Annotated in this window: 17 protein-coding genes; 9 read left to right on the top strand and 8 right to left on the bottom strand. The window is 73.0% G+C overall.

Annotated elements, in window-relative coordinates; translation table 11 throughout:
• Positions 1 to 25: 25 nt before the first annotated feature.
• Together Voc01_RS19865 and Voc01_RS19860 are read right to left on the bottom strand one after the other, a co-directional pair.
• Positions 26 to 445, bottom strand: a complete 420-nt coding sequence (locus Voc01_RS19865) for an ATP-binding protein (protein ID WP_203928963.1) — start codon at positions 443 to 445, stop codon at positions 26 to 28.
• A gap of 71 nt (positions 446 to 516) precedes the next feature.
• Positions 517 to 1,278: a crotonase/enoyl-CoA hydratase family protein gene (locus tag Voc01_RS19860; RefSeq protein ID WP_203928962.1), complete on the bottom strand. Its 762-nt coding sequence runs from the start codon at positions 1,276 to 1,278 to the stop codon at positions 517 to 519.
• A gap of 71 nt (positions 1,279 to 1,349) precedes the next feature.
• Between Voc01_RS19860 and Voc01_RS19855 the strand changes: the two genes are divergently transcribed.
• On the top strand, positions 1,350 to 2,561 hold the full coding sequence (locus Voc01_RS19855; protein ID WP_203928961.1) for a cytochrome P450: 1,212 nt from the start codon (positions 1,350 to 1,352) through the stop codon (positions 2,559 to 2,561).
• Between the two features lie 22 nt (positions 2,562 to 2,583).
• Here Voc01_RS19855 and Voc01_RS19850 read toward each other — a convergent pair whose 3' ends face one another.
• Positions 2,584 to 3,195: a TetR/AcrR family transcriptional regulator gene (locus Voc01_RS19850; RefSeq protein ID WP_203928960.1), complete on the bottom strand. Its 612-nt coding sequence runs from the start codon at positions 3,193 to 3,195 to the stop codon at positions 2,584 to 2,586.
• 46 nt (positions 3,196 to 3,241) lie between these two features.
• On the opposite strand from Voc01_RS19850, the gene Voc01_RS19845 reads away from it, so the two are divergent.
• Both Voc01_RS19845 and Voc01_RS19840 read left to right on the top strand, forming a co-directional pair.
• The gene (locus tag Voc01_RS19845) at positions 3,242 to 4,042 is read left to right on the top strand and encodes an SAM-dependent methyltransferase (protein WP_203928959.1); all 801 of its coding nucleotides are present in this window, start codon (positions 3,242 to 3,244) and stop codon (positions 4,040 to 4,042) included.
• A gap of 190 nt (positions 4,043 to 4,232) precedes the next feature.
• On the top strand, positions 4,233 to 5,657 hold the full coding sequence (locus Voc01_RS19840; protein ID WP_203928958.1) for a vWA domain-containing protein: 1,425 nt from the start codon (positions 4,233 to 4,235) through the stop codon (positions 5,655 to 5,657).
• A 234-nt stretch (positions 5,658 to 5,891) separates the two neighbouring features.
• Here Voc01_RS19840 and Voc01_RS19835 read toward each other — a convergent pair whose 3' ends face one another.
• Complete coding sequence (locus Voc01_RS19835) at positions 5,892 to 6,623, bottom strand: SDR family oxidoreductase (RefSeq protein WP_203928957.1); 732 nt, start codon at positions 6,621 to 6,623, stop codon at positions 5,892 to 5,894.
• Positions 6,624 to 6,632: 9 nt separating this feature from the next.
• The gene (locus Voc01_RS19830; protein WP_203928956.1) at positions 6,633 to 7,427 is read right to left on the bottom strand and encodes a helix-turn-helix transcriptional regulator; all 795 of its coding nucleotides are present in this window, start codon (positions 7,425 to 7,427) and stop codon (positions 6,633 to 6,635) included.
• A 72-nt stretch (positions 7,428 to 7,499) separates the two neighbouring features.
• On the opposite strand from Voc01_RS19830, the gene Voc01_RS19825 reads away from it, so the two are divergent.
• The 3 genes from Voc01_RS19825 (at position 7,500) to Voc01_RS19815 (ending at position 8,813) form a co-directional block, all read left to right on the top strand.
• Positions 7,500 to 7,763, top strand: coding sequence for a DUF4190 domain-containing protein (locus Voc01_RS19825; RefSeq protein WP_239160328.1), 264 nt, complete (start codon positions 7,500 to 7,502; stop codon positions 7,761 to 7,763).
• Positions 7,764 to 7,827: 64 nt separating this feature from the next.
• Positions 7,828 to 8,550: a PP2C family protein-serine/threonine phosphatase gene (locus Voc01_RS19820; protein WP_203928954.1), complete on the top strand. Its 723-nt coding sequence runs from the start codon at positions 7,828 to 7,830 to the stop codon at positions 8,548 to 8,550.
• 71 nt (positions 8,551 to 8,621) lie between these two features.
• Positions 8,622 to 8,813, top strand: coding sequence for a hypothetical protein (locus Voc01_RS19815; RefSeq protein ID WP_203928953.1), 192 nt, complete (start codon positions 8,622 to 8,624; stop codon positions 8,811 to 8,813).
• Here Voc01_RS19815 and Voc01_RS19810 read toward each other — a convergent pair.
• Positions 8,789 to 9,652, bottom strand: a complete 864-nt coding sequence (locus Voc01_RS19810) for a GNAT family N-acetyltransferase (RefSeq protein WP_203928952.1) — start codon at positions 9,650 to 9,652, stop codon at positions 8,789 to 8,791. The two genes, Voc01_RS19815 and Voc01_RS19810, sit on opposite strands and share 25 nt — an antisense overlap.
• 59 nt (positions 9,653 to 9,711) lie before the next feature.
• On the opposite strand from Voc01_RS19810, the gene Voc01_RS19805 reads away from it, so the two are divergent.
• A complete protein-coding gene (locus tag Voc01_RS19805) occupies positions 9,712 to 10,404 on the top strand; it encodes a class I SAM-dependent DNA methyltransferase (protein WP_203928951.1) in 693 nt (230 codons plus the stop codon).
• Entirely contained in the window at positions 10,401 to 11,195 is a 795-nt protein-coding gene (locus Voc01_RS19800; RefSeq protein ID WP_203928950.1) for a TrmH family RNA methyltransferase, read from the top strand. The genes Voc01_RS19805 and Voc01_RS19800 overlap by 4 nt, the downstream gene beginning before the upstream one ends.
• Here the strand turns inward: Voc01_RS19800 and Voc01_RS19795 are convergent.
• Together Voc01_RS19795 and Voc01_RS19790 are read right to left on the bottom strand one after the other, a co-directional pair.
• Complete coding sequence (locus Voc01_RS19795) at positions 11,179 to 12,657, bottom strand: RtcB family protein (RefSeq protein ID WP_203928949.1); 1,479 nt, start codon at positions 12,655 to 12,657, stop codon at positions 11,179 to 11,181. The genes Voc01_RS19800 and Voc01_RS19795 overlap by 17 nt on opposite strands.
• Before the next feature lie 157 nt (positions 12,658 to 12,814).
• On the bottom strand, positions 12,815 to 13,633 hold the full coding sequence (locus Voc01_RS19790; protein WP_203928948.1) for a hypothetical protein: 819 nt from the start codon (positions 13,631 to 13,633) through the stop codon (positions 12,815 to 12,817).
• Positions 13,634 to 13,694: 61 nt separating this feature from the next.
• On the opposite strand from Voc01_RS19790, the gene Voc01_RS19785 reads away from it, so the two are divergent.
• On the top strand, positions 13,695 to 15,344 hold the full coding sequence (locus tag Voc01_RS19785) for a tetratricopeptide repeat protein (protein WP_203928947.1): 1,650 nt from the start codon (positions 13,695 to 13,697) through the stop codon (positions 15,342 to 15,344).
• Positions 15,345 to 15,349 lie beyond the last annotated feature (5 nt).

The raw sequence follows: 15,349 nt of genomic DNA, 5'->3' as shown, positions 1-15,349 counted from the left end.
GCGCGGGCCCGCGTGCGGTGACCGGTCAGTTGGCCTCGACCCACGTGAGGCGCTTGGTGAAGCGCAGCACGGTGCCGAGGCCATCGATCGACACGACCTCGAGCCCGTCGGTGACCGCGGCGACGATCTGCAGGCCCCGGCCCGCGTCGTCGAGGAGCTCACCCGGCTTCACCGACGAGGGGCTGAAACCACCGCCGTCGTCGGTGACCTCGATGACGCACTCGCTGTCCTCCACCGTCACGTCGACGTGGTAGATCGTCGAGTGCTCGGCGTGCTTGATGACGTTGGCGCACGCCTCGGTCAGCGCCAGTCGGATGTCGTGGCGGCAGTCCTCGTCGACACCGGCGCCGCCGAGGGCGCCGTCGAGGGTCCGGCGGGTCTGCGCGACCAGCTCCGCGTCGCGGGGTAGATCCAGCGAGATCTCCAGATGCAGCGGCCTGTCCATGCTCCCCGCTTCTTTCGTCCGGGCTTGTCAGTGGCGGCTGCCGTGTACCCCGCGCCCTGCGCGGAAAAACGTCAGTCGACGCGGGTGCCGTGGCGGCCGCGTCCGGCGCGGAACGCCTCGATTCCGGCGTCGACCGCCGCGAGCGACCGTTCGCCGTGCCGCAGTTCGTTGGCGAGCGCGGCCTCCTCGTCGAGGCCGTGCTGCTCCAGCACCGACAGGCGGTCCTCGCGCAGGCAGGCCTGTGGCAGCGCGGCGAGCTCGCCGGCGAGCCGTTCGGCGGCCGAGACCGCCGTGCCCGGTGGCACCACCCGGTTCACCAACCCGATCGAGTGCGCCTCGGCCGCGTCGACCGGGCGGCCGGTCAGGATCAGGTCCATGGCCCGGCTCCCGCCGATCAGTCGCGGTAGTCGCACCGTGCCGCCGTCGATCAACGGGACCCCGTAGCGACGGCAGAACACGCCCAGCACGGCGTCGGCGGCGGCCACCCGCAGGTCGCACCACAGGGCCAGCTCCAGGCCGCCGGCCACCGCGTGCCCCTCGATCGCGGCGATCACCGGCTTCGACAGCCGCAGCCGTGTCGGTCCCATCGGACCGTCGCCCTCGGCGGAGACCCGGTTGGCCTCCGCCGTGCCGTACGCGTGCAGGTCGGCGCCGGAGCAGAATGTGCCGCCGGTGCCGCCGAGCACGGCCACGGACGCGCTGGGGTCGCCGTCGAAGGCGCGCAGCGCGCCGGTGAGGCGGGCGGCGGTCGGCCCGTCGACCGCGTTGCGGCGCTCCGGACGGTTGATCAGCACCGTGGTGACGGGGCCTTCGTGGCGCACGATGACGGTCATGCCACCCAACGTACGCGAGCAACTTATAAGCAGTCTTGACTGTTTGTTTGCCGGCATGGGACCGTGGCCGCATGGCGGCTCCCACGACGAATGTGGACGAGGTCCTGGCGGAACTGCTCACCCCGGAGGGCCGGCGCGACCTCGCCGGCGTCTTCCGGCGCCTGCACGACCTCGGTGAGCTGCACCGGTCGGCGTTCCTGGGCCGGTTCGTCACCAGCTACCGCAACGTCGACGCGGTGCTGCGCGACCCGCGCGTGGTGCGCACGCGGCCCGGACGCCCGGCCCCGCTGCCCGGGCACGACGAGCACTCCTCGCGCCGGCTGCTCAACACCACGTTCATGCTGCAGGACCCGCCCGACCACACCCGCATCCGGCGGCTGGTGAGCAAGGCGTTCACGCCCCGGTCGGTGGCCGGGCTGCGGTCGGCCATCGAGGAGATCCTGGCCGCCCGGCTCGACCGGCTCAGCGGCGACGTCGACCTCATGAACGAGCTCGCGTTCCCGTTCCCGGTGGCGGTGATCGGCCGGCTCATCGGGGTCCCGGAGGCCGACCAGCCACCGTTCCAGCGGCTCGTGCGCGACCTGACCGACGCGCTCGACCTCGCCGTCGCCGACTCCGACCTCAGCCGGTCGGACGCGGCCGCCGACACGATCCTGGAGTACTTCCGCGGGCTGGTGGCCGAGCGCCGCCGGCAACCGGCCGACGACCTGGTGTCGGCGCTGATCGCCGTGCGGGAGGAGGGCGACCGCCTCACCGAGGACGAGCTGCTCGCCACGCTGACGCTGCTGTTCCTGGCCGGCTTCGAGACCACCACCAACCTCATCGGCAACGGCATGTACGCCCTGCTGTCCCACCCCGACGAGCTGGCCGCGCTGCGCGCCGACCCGGCGACGATGCCGGCCGCGGTGGAGGAGCTGCTGCGGTTCGACACCCCGGTACAGGTGATCCCGCGGGTCACCGCCGAGGAGGTCACGCTCCCCGACGGGACGGTCATTCCGGGGGACCGGCATCTGCTGGTCCTGCTGGGCGCCGCCAACCACGACCCCCGCGCGTTCAGCGACCCCGGCGTCCTCAGGCTGAACCGCGCCGAAGCAGCGACGCTGAGCTTCGGCAGCGGCATCCACTACTGTCTCGGCGCGGGTCTCGCCCGGCTGGAGGCGCAGCTGGTGTTCGGCGCGATGCTCGACCGCTTCCCGTCGATCGAGCTGGCCGGGACTCCACAGTGGAGGGACGGGCTCACGGTGCGGGGCCTGGACCGGCTTCCTCTCACCCTGAAACAGTAGATCTGTCGCCGGGAGAGGCGACTCAGCCGAGCGCCTGCCGCACCACCCGTTCCAGCAGCACGAGCTGACGCTTGACGGCCGACGTCGGCTGCATGAGGCGGTGCAACGCGATCCCGTACATCGAGTTCAGCACGAGCGTCACCACGTCCCGGAAATCGGGATGCGCGACCGCGCGCGGCCCGAACAGCTCGGCGGCGAGCTCGCGCGACAACCGCCGCAGCTCGCGCTCGAACGGGGTGAGCGCGGCCCGGAGCACCGGGTCGGTGCGGGCGGCGACCATCAGCTCGATGCCGGCCTGGAACAGCCGCCCGGAGAACTGCGACCACAGCAGCGCCAGCGCGGTCGCGATGCGGTCGGCGTCGGCGGGCAGCCGGGCGGCCTCCTCACGCAACCCGACCGCCCGCTGCTGGGCGAGGTACTCGATGGCGGCGACGACCAGCTCCTGCCGCGTCGGGTACTGGTGCAGCTGGGCGCCCCGGGAGACACCGGCCCGGTCGGCGACGCGTCCGGTCGTGAGGTTGGCGTAACCGTCCTCCACCAGGCAGTCGACGGCCGCGTCGAGCACCCGCCGTTTGGTCTCGGCCCGCCGTTCCCCCTGCGTGCGGCGCCGCGGGCGGGTGGTCGGCTCGGCCATCCCCGCACGGTACCCCGCGGTGCGTCGCGGCGGCTTAGGATGCGGCATGGTTGACGCCTCCCGCGACACCTCGCCCCCCGCTGGCATCGACACCTCGGTCTCCCACTCGGCCCGCATCTGGAACTACTGGCTCGGCGGCACGGACAACTTCGAGATCGACCGCGTGGTCGGCGACCAGGTCCGCGAGGTCCTGCCCGAGATCGTCGAGTGCGCGCTGGCCGACCGCGCGTTCCTCGGCCGCGTGGTCCGCCACCTGACCGCCGACCTCGGTGTGCGGCAGTACCTCGACATCGGCACCGGGTTGCCGAGCGCCGACAACACCCACGAGGTCGCGCAGCGGATCGCGCCCGACGCGCGGGTCGTGTACGTGGACAACGATCCCCTGGTGCTCGTGCACGCCCGGGCGCTGCTCGCCGGGTCCACGGAAGGCTCCACCGACTACATCGAGGGCGACCTCCGCGAGCCCGACGCGATCATCGAGCGGGCCCGCCGGACGCTCGACCTCGACAAGCCCGTCGGCGTCATGCTGCTCGGTGTGCTGCACTACATCGGCGACGACGACGAGGCGCACGCGGCCGTGCGGCGCGTCCTCGACGCGGTTCCGTCGGGCAGCTACCTCGCCCTGCAGCACCCGACGAACGCGGTCACCGGCGAGCGCATGGAGGAGGCCGTCCGGCGCTGGAACGACGCCGGCGGCGCGCGCATCTACCTGCGCACCCCCGAGCGGCTGGCCCGTTTCTTCGACGGGATGGACCTGCTGGAACCGGGCGTCGTGTCGTGCTCGCGGTGGCGGTACGACGAGGGTGCCGAGGTCGACGTCTTCGGCGGGGTGGGCCGCAAACGCTAGCGGCCGGCCGCATCACGGTTGCCGCACGGGAAGGTCACGGCAACAGCACACGGACACGACTCGGACACGGCCGGAACCCGTGCCCGCGACGCCGCGTCGGATCGGCACCTGTACCAAGGGAGGAACGATGTCCATCCGACGCTCATCCCATCGTGTCCATCGTGCCCTGGCGGCGGTCGCGGGGGCCGCCGTGACCGTGGTCGTCCTCGCCGGCTGCGGCGCCACCGACGGCGGAAGCGCCGACAGCGCTCCGCTTCCCGGCGCGCAGGACCAGGCCGCCGGCGGCGCGGCGTCGACCGCCGAGGACCCGCGGTCGACGTTCGCCGTCGACATCGACACGGCCTCCTACACCTACGCGCGCCGGAAGATCCTCAGTGGACAGTTGCCGCTCGCGTCCGACGTGCGCCCGGAGGAGTTCGTCAACGCGTTCGACCAGGACTACGCGGAGCCGGACGGCGACGGCTTCGCCGTGCACTCCGACGGCGCCCGGCTGCCCGAGGCGCACACGCACACCGGCGACGTGCGGCTGATGCGGGTCGGGCTGCAGACCCGGTCCGACGAGGCGCGCGCCGACGCCACGCTCACGTTCGTCATCGACGTGTCCGGGTCGATGGCGGAGACCGGCCGGCTCGACCTCGTGCAGGACGCGTTGCATACGCTCATCGACCAGCTCCGCCCGACCGACGCCGTCGCGATCGTGACGTTCAGCAGCGGCGCCCGCGTGGTGCAGCCGATGACCCGCGTCTCCGACCGAGCGCCGCTGCACGCCGCGGTCACCTCGTTGAAGACCGAGGCGAGCACGAATCTCGCCGCGGGACTCACGCTCGGCTACGACACCGCGCGCGCCGGCTTCCGCGAGGGGACGTCGAACCGCGTGATCGTGCTGTCCGACGGGTTGGCCAACACCGGATCGACGTCGGCCGACCAGATCCTGGCCCAGGTGAAGGAGCAGGCGGCCAAGCGGATCGCGCTGCTCGGCGTCGGTGTGGGCAGCAGCTACGGCGACACGCTGATGGAGTCGCTCGCCGACGGCGGCGACGGCTTCGTCGTCTACGTCAGCGATCCGCAGCAGGCGCGCGACGTGTTCGTGCGCCGGTTGCCGGCCAACCTCACCGTGCGCGCGCTCGACGCCAAGGTGCAGGTCGTGTTCGACCCGAAGACGGTGACGTCGTACCGCCTCATCGGGTACGAGAACCGTGCCGTCGCCGACAACCAGTTCCGCGACGACTCCGTCGACGGTGGCGAGGTCGGCCCGGGGCACAGCGTCACGGCGCTGTACGAGGTGCGGCTCGCCGCCGGTGTCGACGGCGGCGCCCAGGCCGCGAGGGTCGACGTGCGGTGGCTGAACCCGTCCGACCGCCGCCCATCGGAGGCGTACCGCACCGTGCGCGTGTCCGACCTGAACGGCGCGTTCGCGACGGCGGCGCCGCGGTTCGCCGTGACGTACTCGGCCGCGTACCTCGCCGAGACGCTGCGCGGAACCAGCGCACAGGGCTACCAGGTGAACCTGGCCGACCTGGAGCGGATCGCGCGCTCGGCGGGCGAGCGCACCGGCGACCCGGCGGTGGCCGATCTCGCGACGGTCATCGCGCGCGCCAACCAGCTCCGCCGCTAGTCCGGCCGCGCCGCTGGGCCGGCCGCGCCGCTGGGCCGGCCGCGGTGGTGACCAGGTGCAGGCGGCCGGGACCGCGATGCCGTAGGTCGTCGGCGGCACGCAGGGTGGGAGGCTATCAACATCAAAAACGCTTGTTGATGTTGATAACCTCCCACTCGCTCATGATCCGAGCCCTCGGAATAGATCGTCCAGACCCATTTCAGGGCAGTGGCGAGAGCCGGGTCCGAGGCGGCGCTAGACGAGAAGGCCTCCGGTGGCCCGGATGTTCTGGCCGGTGATCCAGCCGGAGTCCGGGCCGGCGAGGAACGCGACCACGGCGGCGATGTCGTCGGGCTGCCCCAGGCGGCGCAGTGCCGTGAGCGCCGCGTTCCGCTCCAACGCCTCCGGCGGGTTGCTGGCGCGCAGCAGGTCGGTGTCGGTCGCGCCGGGGGAGACGGTGTTGACGGTGATGCCGCGCGGGCCGAACTCCCGCGCGGCCACCGCCGTGAACTGCTCCAGCGCGCCCTTCGAGGCGATGTACAGCGCGGATCCGGGCGCCGGCACCACCGTGTTCAACGTCGACAGGTTGATGACGCGGCCGTTGTCGCGCAACAGGGTCGCGGCCCGGGCCATCGCGAGCGCCGGAACCTTCACGTTCACCATGAACACGCGGTCGAAGTCGGCGGCGTTGACGTCGGCGATCGCGACGTGCGGGTTGATCGCCGCGTTGTTCACGAGGATGTCGAGGCCGCCGGCAACCGGTGCGAACATCGCGTCGAGGCACGCGGGATCGGCCTGGTCGGCCTGCACCGCGGTCGCGCCGACCTCCGCGGCCAGGTCGTCGGCGGCCGCGCGGCTCTCCCGGTAGGTGAACACGACGGAGGCGCCGAGCCCGGCCAGCCGTCGCACGATCGCCCGGCCGATGCCGCGGGAGCCACCGGTGACCAGTGCCGTTCTGCCCTCGAACGTTCCGCCGTCACGCGTCATGCCGCCAGGCTAGCGACGCACCGGGTCGCGGTATTGAAGGAATGCGCACAGCTCGGTGGGCGTGAGCCCGCTCATCGCCCGGATCTCGCGGGTGAAGTGCGGCTGGTCGGCGTACCCGCTGTCGACCGCGGTCTCGTGCAGCGGCGCCGACCCCCGCGCGAGCAGCCCGACCGCGTGCTGGAACCGGGCGATCCGGCCGACGGTGCCGGGTGTCACCCCGATCTCCCGCCGGAACCCGGTCTCGAGGTGACGCCTGCTGACGGCGAGCCGTTGGGCGAGGGCGCCGACGCGCACGCGGTCCACCTGCAGTTGCCACCACGCGTGCGTGACCAACGGATCGGCCTCGACCGGTGCGAGCCGCCGCGACAGGAACGCGTCGAGGGACGCGAACCGGTCGGCCCAGAGCGGGAGGGCGCGGAGCCGGTCGACCAGTTCCGCGTCGCCGCCGGCGAGCAGGTCGGGCAGCGGCACGGTGCGGCCGACCAGCTCGGGCGCCGGGAGGCCGAGCAGCGCCCGCACCCCGAGCGGTGTGAAGCCGACCGTGACACCGCTGCGCCACACCGGTTCCCGGAACACGGCCGGCGTGGCGCGTGGACCGGTGACCACCCGGGCCTCGCCGGTGAGATCGACGATCGCCACCGTGAGGTTCAGCGGCAGAACGCGGTGCGGCAGGGCGGCCCCCGATCCGCTGCGGAAACCGCTGTACCCGACGACGTACGGCCGCAGCGCGGCGGCCGGCCGCCGGCCGACCGTCTCGCACGGCTCGGGCTGGGTGTTGACGGGCACGGAATGAACGTGCGTCACCCGGTTAGTTTATCGATCCGTCGGGGTACTGGATCTCCAACGTTCCGAGGTCCACTAGAGGGAGGCCCGACGATGGCAGCGCCGACGCAGGCACCGGCCACCACCCGAAGCACCAACACCATGGCGATTCTCGCCCTGGTCTTCGCGTTCGTCTTCTCGCCGCTCGGAATCGTCTTCGGCGCGGTGGCGAAGAAGCAGATCGCCCAGACCGGCGAAGAGGGAATGGGCCTGGCGAAGGCCGGCTTCTGGCTCGGCATCGTGTTCACGGTGCTGGGCGTCCTGTGGTTCGTCCTCGTGTTCGCGCTGGCGCTCTCGGCCGGCACCACCACGACCTGACACCGGCCCGCGACGCGCCCGGTCTCCGTTCCGCGGAGGCCGGGCGTTCGCGGTTGAATGCACCGTGGACGGTTTCGTGGTGGGAGCGCGGCGGCTGGCCGTGGCGGCCGGTACCGACGTCGGACAGCGGTATCCGGCGAACTTCGACGTGACGCACGTCGACGTCGGCAGGCGGGTCGCCGTCGTGGCCGACGGGATGGGAGCCGGCCGCGGGAGCGCGGTGGCCGGGCGGACCGCCGTCGACACGTTCGTGGCCGCGGCCCGGCCGGAGGCCGGCGCGCTGCGGGCGGCGGTGGCCGACGCGCAGCGGCAGGTGCGCCGTGCCGGCGCCGGCCTCGGCGAGCTGACCGGGTGCACGTTGACCGCGCTCGTCGGGTGCGACCCCGACGCGGCGTGGATCGTCCACATCGGAGACTCGCGGGCCTACCGGTGGCGCGGCGGGCTGCTGGAGCAGCTCACGGTCGACCACACCATGGCGTGGCTCGGCGCCGTCAACGGCTGGTACCCGTTCGGGTCGCCGCAGGCGGCCCGCGACCGCTACCACCTGACCCGCTACGTCGGCCATCCGGGCGAGCCGGAGGCGGACCTGATGAACGTCGCGCTGCGGGCCGGCGACGTGCTCCTCCTGTGCACCGACGGCATCGCCGAGCAGGTGCCGTACCGGCGGCTGGCCGAGGTGCTCGGCGGAACCGGCACACCGGACGAGGCGGTCGGACGGCTGCTCGCCGACGCCGCGGCGGCCGGCGGTCACGACAACGCGACAGCGGTGGTACTCACAGTCATGTAGGCGAGGGGTGTCGATTTCAACGGACGGCTGCGTCAAGGACACGACAGTGATCCAGCGAAGGAGCCGCTCCGATGAACGATCCCCACATTGCCGCGCTGCTCTGGGTGTCGACGATGCCCGAACGCGACCGCCGCACCACCGACGCCACCGCGGGCCGGCTGTTCGCCGGCATGGCACGGGCCATCCGCCGCCTGCGCGGCAGGCGGAAGCCGGCGCAGCCGGCGAGAAGCGCCGTTCTTCAGACCGAGACGTCCTTGCGGTAGCTGCGCATGTCCTGCAGCAGCGTGAACCCGACCCGTTCGTACAGCCGCCGCGTCACCGGGTTGTCGGTCACCAGGTCCATCCGGGTGATCCGCTCGTCGGCGAAGGCCAGGTGCAGCGCGGCCACCACGAGCCGGCCGCCGACACCCTTGCCCCGCGCGGTCTCGTCGACGGCGACGTAGTCGATCTGGGCGTCGTCGTGCTCGGGACGCAGCTTCAGCGTCACGTATCCGAGCAGTTCGGTGCCGGAGACCTCGACCCAGACCGGCTGGCCGCTCGCCAGCAGCGCGGAGGCGGGGGAGTGGGTACCCGGGAACGCCCGGTCGTGCAGGGCCGCGAACTGGCCCTCGTACGGGGGCGTGAGCGTCGGGAGGGTCACCGGTGCCAGGCCGGCCAGGTCGGCCCGTTCGAACCGGAGGATCGCGTGCGGTTTCGGCTCGCCGAAGCCGTGCCGCTCGGCGAACGCCGCCAACGCGGTGTTGCGGGCGTCGCAGAACAGCTCCCGTTCGCCGATGGTGACCGGCACGGTGGCATCGACGGCGGCGTAGAGCCGGTCCATCTGCCCGGGGGTGTCGGCCCACGGACCGAGGACCCACGCCCGCCCGACCTCCGGGTCCCACTCCATGCCGAGCGTCCCCACGAGTTCGCCCCCGGAACCGCGCGCGACCGCGAACGTGAAGTCGCCTTCCAGCTCGGCCAGCTCGGCCGTGACATCGGCCGGTTCCTCGCCGAGGTAACCGATGTTGCGGGTGCGGTCGGCGTTGCGGACGGCGATGAACTCGCCGAGCTCGGCCAGGTGCGTGTCGGTGACGTCGGCCCGGCGCAGCGTGACGATGTCCATGGCCGGCCACTGTATGGCGTGTTCGGCCCGGCCGGCCACCGGATATAGGGTCCTTCGTCATGACCACGGCCGACTTCCTGGGCACCACCCGTTCGTCCTACGACACGGTCGCGGCCGAGTACGCCGCCCTCCTCGGCGACGAGCTGGACGTCAAGGTGCTCGACCGCGCGGTCCTCACCGCGTTCGCCGAGCTCGTCGCGGCGGAGGGCGGCGGCCGGGTCGCCGACGTCGGCGCCGGGCCCGGACGCATCAGCGCGTACCTCGCCGGCCGGGGCGTCGACGTGTTCGGGGTCGACCTGTCGCCCGGCATGGTCGAGGTGGCGCGGGACCTGCACCCGCACCTGCGGTTCGAGGTCGGCACGATGACGGCTCTCGACCTGCCGGACGCCTCCCTCGGCGGGATCTGCGCCTGGTACTCGATCATCCACGTGCCCGACGGGCACCTGCCCGCGGTGTTCGCGGAGTTTCGCCGCGTGCTGAAGCCCGGTGGCCACGCGGTGCTGGCGTTCCAGGTCGGCGACGAGACCGGCGAGCGCACCGAGGCCTTCGGCCACGAGATCGCACTCACGTTCCACCGCCGCCCGCCGGAGCGCGTGGCGGCCCTGCTCGCCGACGCCGGCCTGCCGGTGCGGGCGACGCTCGTACGCGAGCCGGAGGTGCATCCGTTCCTCGCCGAGAAGGTCCCGCAGGCCTTCCTGTTCGCGCGGAAGCCCGCGGAACCGGCGGAACCCGCGGAACCCGTAGCGCCATGAGGCGCATCACCACGCGCAACGCCACGTTCCAGCAGTGGCAGGCGTTGCTGGGCAGCCGCACCAAGCGGCACCGCGCGGGAGAGTTCCTCGTGCACGGCGTGCGTCCCATCACGCTGGCGTTCGAACACGGCTGGGACGTCCGCGCGGTGCTGTACCCCGACGGGCGCGAGCTGTCGCGGTGGGCCCGGGAGACGCTCGCCCGTGCCGACGGTGTCGCGATGGCGCCCGAGCTGCTCGCCGAGCTCGCGGAGAAGGAGGAGCCGGAGCTGCTCGCCGTCGTCGCGATCCCCGACGACGACCTCACCCGGATCCCGTTGCGCGGCAACGCTCTCGTGGTCGTGTTCGACCGGCCGACCACGCCCGGCAACATCGGTACGCTCGTGCGCTCGGCCGACGCGTTCGGCGCCGCCGGGGTGGTGGTCACCGGCCACGCCGCCGACCCGTACGACCCGAAGGCCGTACGGGCCAGCACCGGGTCGCTGTTCGCGCTTCCGGTGGTGCGGGCGCCGTCGCACCGCGAGGTGGTCGCGTGGGCGTCGGCCGCCGGGGTCCAGTTCGTCGGGACCGACGAGAGCGGCGACGTCGACGTCGACGCCTTCGATCTCACCGGCCCGCGGGTCGTGGTCATCGGCAACGAGACCCGCGGACTCAGCGGCGGCTGGCGGCAGGCGTGCGGGCACCTGGTCCGCATCCCGATCGGCGGGGCCGCCAGCTCGTTGAACGCCGCCGCCGCGGCGACCGTCGTGCTGTACGAGGCCGTCCGGCAGCGGAGAGTCAGCCCTTCACCGTGAGGATCGGCGTCAGCTCGACCACCGGCTCCGCGACCCCGGCGGTGCGCAGGCTGTCGACCACCGGGCCGACCTCCTTGTATGCCCACGGCGCCTCCTGCTTGAGGTCGCGCCGCCAGGCCTCGATCACGTCGCGCCGCGCGGTGATCGCGGGGTCGCGGTGGTTGAGCGGGGTGACCACGCGGAACTCCTCGAGGAACGCGTCGAGGTCGGCGTCGCTGCCCCGGGACGCGGCACCGCGCGGAACACTGCGCCCCGCACCGTGGCAGGCGCTGGCGAGCGCCTTCGCGTTGCCGAGGCCGCGCAGCAGGTGGCTCGGCGCGCCCATCGAGCCCGGCACGATCACCGGCTCGCCCCAACCGTCCACACCGGACGGTCCCGCCGGGGTGGCGCCCTTGCGGTGCACCACCGAGTCGCCGTCGGGCCACATCAGGTTGTGCGGGGCGTCGTAGACCAGGCGGGGCTCGACCTCGCCGAGGTCGGCGAGCCCGGCCCGCATCATCAACGACAGGAAGAACCGGTTGCCGACGGCGAAGTTCGCCGCGTTCGCGAACGCGGTGAGGTACCGCTCCCGCCGGTCCTTCGTGGCGTCGTCGACGAGCATCGGCAGGATCCGGTTCGCCGGCACCGGAACGCCGCGCGGCCACATCGCCTTCGCCTGCTCGCGGCCGGTGCCGTTGGCCTGGTGGCCGAGCGACAACGATCCACTGTGGACCATCGACACGATCCGCCCGGGTGCGAGACCCCACGCGTACGCGGTGGCACCGTCGTGCACCTTCGACACGTACTGCAGTTCGGCGAAGTGGTTGCCGCCGCCGACACTGCCGATGATGCTGTCGTAGCTGGTGCCGCCGCCACTGGTGACCCAGTCGCGGAAGTCGGCCGCGGAGCCGACGGGGTAGCCGGCGCCGTGCAGCCGGTCGGTGTTCTCGTCGTCGGTGACGTGCCGCCAGGCGCCCTCGCGCCGGACCGGCTCCGCGAGCAGTCCGGGCAGGCCGCCCCGCAGCAGGCCCTCCCGCTGCGCCGGTGTGAGCCCGATCTGCCGCCCGCCCTCGAAGAAGAGGTGCCGCAGCCGGCGTTCGAGCGCGTCGAGGTGCGGACGGACGCGGTCGAGCGTGAGGGCGGTGACCTCCACCCGCATCCCGCAGTTGATGTCGTTGCCGACCGCCTGCGGGATGAGCGCGCCGGTGGTGCGCAGCACGGTGCCGATCGGGATGCCGGCGCCCTTGTGGAAGTCGGGGGTGCACACCACCCGGTCGATGCGTGGCTCCTCGGCGAGCCCGGGGGTCGCCTGTGCGAGGGCGCGCAACGTGTCGGCCGTCTCGAGAACGGTGAGCAGTTCGTCGATGGCGGCGGGTTCGAGGGGAACGCCGGGCCCGGCGCAGATGTCGACCGGAACCCCGAAGGGGTTCGGCAGGCTGAGCCAGGAGTCGTCGGTTCGGACAAGACGTCGGTCGGTGGACATGGGGAACCTTTCGAAGCTGCTGACACGAGGGGACACGAAGGGACGCGGAATCCGCACGCCGGTAGGTTCCGCGTGCTCCGCTATGGGGTGCCTGACGGTTCAGCAGCCGCGAGGTCGTCGCCAGGATAGATCGCCGTCGCAGCGGCGGGCATCCCGATTACACGACGTGGCGGAGTCTGGTCTGCATGCCGGTGACGGCGTCGGAGATCTCGGCCAGCTTGCGGCCCTCGGGGGAGTCGGCCGGGTACTGCCGGCGGATGGTGACCAGGTCGGTGGACAGCCGCGCGAGCGACCGTCGTGCGTGGCTCTTCTCCGACGAGGTCATCATGCGGCCGCCGTGGTAGCGGGTCATGAACGCGTTGTAGCGGGTCACGTACTCGCCGAACGCGCGCGAGCGGACCCGGCGCTGCTTCAGCCGCGTGAGCACCTGCCGCTGCCGGTCGACGGCGCTGGCCAGCTGCGCGGCGTGCGGGCGCAGCGGCGGGTCGAGCGCCGCGCGGTCGAGCAGCGCCAGGGCCTGGTCGAGGTCGTCGTAGGTGCGGTCGAGCTCCGGGTCGTCGTGGGTGGTCAGCTCGCGGGTGACGCTGCGGTAGAGCGCCATCGCGAGCAGCAGGGCGGCCCGGCTGCCGCGGCCGTCGACGCGCAGCGCCCGCTCGAAGCTGGCGATCGCCCGGTTCAGGTGCTCGCCGCTGAGCGCCTGCTCGCCGGCGCGCAGCTCGTCGGCGGTCAGCCACACGAGGACGCGTTGCAGGGCGTCGCGGTCGAGCGTGGTCGTGCGGGACCGCCGGTGCGCGCGGGCCAGCCGCTCCTGGGCGTACGCGGCGACCTCCCGGGGCGGCGGCGCCCCACCGGACAGCCGCGTCACGCCGCGCAGCAGTGACAACGCCCGCCGGTAGTCGCACCGGCGCAGGGCGGTCCGCACCGCGGTGGACCGGTCGGTGCCGGCCCGCGCGGGTGCTCGCGAGAGGTCGACCATATTGACCTCCGTACCCGTGATCGCCGCGGTCCATACTTGATCCCGACACGGGGAGGGGTCAATGGCTGATCAGGTCGGCATGGTCGCGGCCGCGGAGGAGGCGACGCGGGCCGGCGACCTCGCGGCGGCGGCGCGGCGGTGGCAGGCGGTCGTCGAGGTCAACCCGGTGAACGGGATCTTCTGGGCCCGGCTGGGGCTGGCCCGGTTCGGTACCGGTGACCACGCGGGCGCGCTCGACGCCTATCGCAGGGCCACCGAGCTGGGCGTATGGCCGATCGCGAGGGGGGAGCCGATCCCGCCGATCTTCCCCGGGGAGCTGGCGTACGAGATCGCGCGCTGCCTGGCCGCGCTGGGCGAGCGCGAGGCGGCGGTCGAGTCGCTGGCTGAGGCCGTGCGCCAGGGGCTGCGCGATCCGGGCAGGGCGCGGAGCGACCTGGAGCAGCTGGCCGACCATCCCCGGTTCGAGGGTCTCGTGGGACCGGCGGGGCCGGCCGACGGCGCGTCCCGCGACGACCGGTGGCGCTCCGACCTGCGGTTCCTGCGCGGTGAGCTGGCCCGCCGCGTCCCGCGTCCCGACGTTCTCGACAGCGACTTCCACGCGGCGGTCGACGCCCTCGACCGCGCGGTGCCCGACCTCGACGACGGCCGGGTGGTGGTCGGGATCTGGCGGCTGCTGCGGCGCCTCGGCGACGGCCACGCGTGGGTGTCGGTCGAGGACTCCTGGCCGGAGTGGACCCGGGCGCTGCCGGTCTGGTTCTTCCAGTTCGGGACCTCTTTGCTGGTGACCGAGGCCGAGCCGCGGTTCGGGCACCTGGCCGGTGCCGAGGTGCTGGCGGTCGACGGGCACCCGGTCGCGGAGGTGCTCGACGCGCTCGATCCGTTGCTCACCCGCGACAACCCGTACACGCCGCTGGCCCGCGGGCCGATGTGGCTGCGTGTGCCGGCGTACCTGCGCGCGGTGGGGATGGCCGAGCGGCCCGACCGGGTCACGCTCACGGTGCGGCTCCTGTCCGGTGAGGTCACCGACGCGGCGGTCGAGGCGGGCCCGCCGCTGCCGGAGCCGCGGACCTGGATGAACGCCCGCCCGCGGTCGTGGCCGTCGAGGTGTCCACCGGACTCGGTGCGGCCTCCCTTCGAGACGCCGGCCTACCTGCGCGACGTCGAGAACCCGTTCTGGTTCGAGTACCAGGCGGCCGGCAACCTCGTGTACTTCCAGTTCAACGGCGTCCGCGACAAGGACGACGACACGCTGGCGGCCTGCTACGAGCGGGTGTTCGCCGCGGTCGCGGAGCACGACGCCGGCGCCCTCGTGGTCGACCTGCGCTGGAACGGCGGCGGCAACACGTGGCTCGGTCAGCCGCTGGTCCACCACGTGCTCGCGCACCCGCGCCTGCCGGTGTTCGTCATCGTCGGCCGGGGCACGTTCTCCGCCGCCCAGAACACCGCGACGCTGCTCGACCGGCACACGCACGCGGTGTTCGTGGGGGAGCCCACGGGGTCGGCGCCGAACTTCGTGGGGGAGGCGGTGCCGTTCCGGCTGCCCGGCAGCGGCGTCCTGGTGAACGTCTCCGACCTGTACTGGCAGACGTCGTGGCCGTTCGACCACCGGATCGCGATCGCGCCGCGGATCTACGCGCCGCCCACGGCCGAGGCCTACCTCGCGGGCCGCGATCCGGCCATGGATGCCGTTCGGGAACAGCTGGCACGCTAGGATCC

It is taken from the genome of Virgisporangium ochraceum (genome assembly GCF_016863655.1).
GTDB lineage: Bacteria > Actinomycetota > Actinomycetes > Mycobacteriales > Micromonosporaceae > Virgisporangium > Virgisporangium ochraceum.
Note: the sequence above shows the minus strand (reverse complement) of the source record. Positions and strands in the feature narration are given on the sequence as shown.